The organism is Spirulina sp. CS-785/01, from assembly GCF_028330525.1.
Taxonomy (GTDB): domain Bacteria; phylum Cyanobacteriota; class Cyanobacteriia; order Cyanobacteriales; family Spirulinaceae; genus JAQMSD01.
Window position 1 is genome coordinate 1 of record NZ_JAQMSD010000095.1, and the last position, 3,126, is coordinate 3,126.

Sequence of the window (3,126 nt, forward strand, 5' to 3'; positions counted from 1 at the left end):
AATGCTGTGTTGTATCTAAAGAGTTCAGTTTTGCCTACACCTCGATTATCCATCCAAAAACGAAGAACTTTATTTCGCACAAACAAACTTACTTGTCCGAATTGCTTCTTCGATGGCTGATATTTGTTGTGGCTTAGGTTTAACCTTGTACTCTAAGACAAACATTTGACACTAAGTATCCTAGTATCAAAACTATAGCAGATTAAATTCAATATGGCAATAAAAAGCCGTCCTCCACTTCGTTGGCATGACGGGGCTTGAAACCCAGTATTTTTGGTCAAACACTTTTAAACTGGGTTTCTTCTTTCGCTTTCCAAAACCTATAATAAGATATATCCCCAACCCTCTGGCCTATTATGGACTTCATAACGCAACCCCAACGGCGAATCCTGAGTTCTACTCTTTTATTGTTAGGCAGTACCGCATTTGGGGGAATCGCAGGAAGCGTGATCCCTGCGGTAACGGGAGGCATTATCGCCAATGATATTGTCCCCCAACACCTGAACAGTATTTCGGCCCGGTTGCGAGGGAGTCGAGAACAATTATCCAACCACGACTTAACCCAAGCAGTGGGGTTAGCCATTGGCCTGATTATTCAATCTATTGCGGAAGCGGGGACCTATCCCGACTCCAGCAAAGACCTCAAGACCCTAGCAAAAGGTAGCGTGAAAGCGTGGCAGCAGGTCGCAGAAGACCTGAAAAGCCTCCAACGGGTCAAATTTGATCCCCTGCAAGAAACGGAAGTCTCAGAGCTATTTTCCCAAGGGTATGAGCAACAGGTATTAGCGGTGGCGGACTGGCGAGAGTTATTGCAAGAGTGGCTTTGTCCGCAAGCGGGGGTATGGTTGAAGGAGTATGTGTTGCAGGAGGTGGCGACGCAGTTACGGGAGAAGTTTGCGTTGGCGTTACGGGAGGTGATTAAGGCAGACTTGGAGAATGGGGGGAAAGCCTTTGCAGGGTTGTTGTTGGACTTGTTACAGTCTATTCTCGGCACAGTGCAGGAGTTGGCGAACCCTTCTAGGGAGGGGGTAAAGGAGGAATTAGCGGCGTTTCAGGCGTTTCAGGAGGGGTTAGACCGCAAGAATACCGCACAATGGCAACAGTTGGGCGAACAATTTAATTCTGGGTTTACGACGGTTTTACAGGAGTTAGAAATTACTCAGCAACAAATTGCAATTATACAGAGTTGGTTACAGGAGGAGTTACAGCAGGTTAGCCAACAGCTTGAGAAATTACAAGATACGGTAGAACAGGGGTTTCAAGATGTTAGCGACCAGCATCAGGCGTTACAGGAAACGGTAAAAACAGGGTTTGAGGAAATCAAGGGGTTTTTTGAACAAAAGCCCACTGTTCAAGCTATTTCTTACTTTCTGGATGTTAACCCCCCAACGGTGAAGAATTGGCAGGGGAGAGAAGCCGATTTAGCCACGGTTCACGGTTGGCTTGATGATGAGGAGACTAAATTAGGGGTTATTGTCGGTATTGCGGGGATGGGGAAATCGACCCTAGCCGCGAAAGTATATAAGGAGAGAACCGATTTTGTCGATAAGCTGTGGCTGGACTTGGGGCAACGTCCGAGTTATTCCTTGGTTGTCCGGGGTATTTTACAGAAGTTAGGGGGACTGTCATCAGAGGCATTACAAGAAATTGAGGAGACACGGTTAACGCAGGTTGTCATTCACTGTCTCGTCCAACAACGGTTTTTGCTGGTGTTGGATAATTTGGAGTCTGTCTTGCAGGATGAGGGATATCAGGACTTTCTACGGCAATGGATGGGGGGGTGTCATCAGACGGAAATTCTGGTGACAACCCAGGATGTTCCCCGTTTCAGCCAACGGAAACCCCAAGAGTTACCCTTGGGGGGACTGTCTCTCGAAGCGGGACAACACCTTTTGCAAGTATTGGGGGTTGGGGGGAGAGAGGAGGCGTTACAGGGGTTTGTGGAACGGGTGAATGGGCATCCTTTAACCTTGACGTTGGTGGCCGGGTTATTGCGGGATGAGAAGGGAGAGAGGGCGAGAATTGAGCATTTGGACGAGTTAGGGTTAGCAGATGTTGGGCAGTTTTTGGAGAGTTTAGCGGGGGATCATCGTCGGGAAACGGTGCAGTTGGTGGCGGTGTTGGATGCCAGTTTTCACCGTTTGGCGGAGAGGTTACAAGGGGTGTTGTTGTCGCTGGTGGTGTTGCGTCAGGGGTTTGATGCGGGGGTTGCTAGTGCCATGTCTGGGGAGGAGGTGCAGGAGAAGGAGTTGCGGGGGTTGGCGAAACGGGGGTTTTTGGTGGAGGAGACGGAGGGGGTTTATACGTTTCAGCCGTTTATTGGGGAGTATCTCCAGTATAAGTTAGGGGATTTAAGGGGGGCGCATTTAAAGGCCATTGAATTTTATGAGAGTCGGTTTAAGTCTCGTGAGGAGTGGGAGACGGTGGAGGATGTGCAGGAGTATTTGGAGGTGTTTTATCATCGGTGTGAGTTGGGGGAGTATGTGGCGGCGTTTGATGTTATTCGGGATTGGTCAGATAATGTTAATGAGTTTCTCAACTTACGCGGAAATAATCAACTCTTGGTTGAACTGTACCAGCAGTTGGTGAAGTATCTCCCAGATCGGCAAGACTGGCGATATACTGCCTCTTTGACTTCGTTAGGCTATGCTTACAATTCCCTAGGACGCTACACCGAGGCGATAGAAGTTTACCAGCAATCTCTGACTATTGAACGAGAAATAGGGTACAGACGGGGGGAAGCCAATTCTTTAAACGGTTTAGGCCATGCTTACTATTTCCTAGGACGCTGCACCGAGGCGATAGAATATCACCAGCAATCTCTGACTATTGAACGAGAAATAGGCAGAAGAGAGGGGGAAGCCAATTCTTTAAACAATTTAGGCAATGCTTACGATTCCCTAGGACGCTGCACCGAGGCGATAGAATATCTCCAGCAATCTCTGACTATTCACCGAGAAATAGGCAACAGAGGGGGGGAAGCCAGTTCTTTAAACGGTTTAGGCAATGCTTACTAATCCCTAGGACGCTACAGCGAGGCGATAGAATATTACCAGCAATCTCTGACGATTCAACGAGAAATAGGCAACAGAGGGGGGGAAGCCAGTTCTTTAAACGGTTTAGGCA

1 protein-coding gene and 2 pseudogenes are annotated in these 3,126 nt (G+C 48.2%); 2 read left to right on the forward strand and 1 reads right to left on the reverse strand.

Annotated features, from left to right (window positions below; all coding sequences use genetic code 11):
* A pseudogene (locus PN462_RS23400) lies at positions 1 to 165 on the reverse strand (RNA-guided endonuclease TnpB family protein); the annotation flags it as partial.
* A gap of 191 nt (positions 166 to 356) precedes the next feature.
* Here PN462_RS23400 and PN462_RS05475 point away from each other — a divergent pair.
* Together PN462_RS05475 and PN462_RS23405 are read left to right on the forward strand one after the other, a co-directional pair.
* Entirely contained in the window at positions 357 to 3,017 is a 2,661-nt protein-coding gene (locus tag PN462_RS05475; RefSeq protein ID WP_272127009.1) for a tetratricopeptide repeat protein, read from the forward strand.
* A gap of 15 nt (positions 3,018 to 3,032) precedes the next feature.
* Positions 3,033 to 3,126, forward strand: a pseudogene (locus PN462_RS23405) (hypothetical protein); the annotation flags it as partial.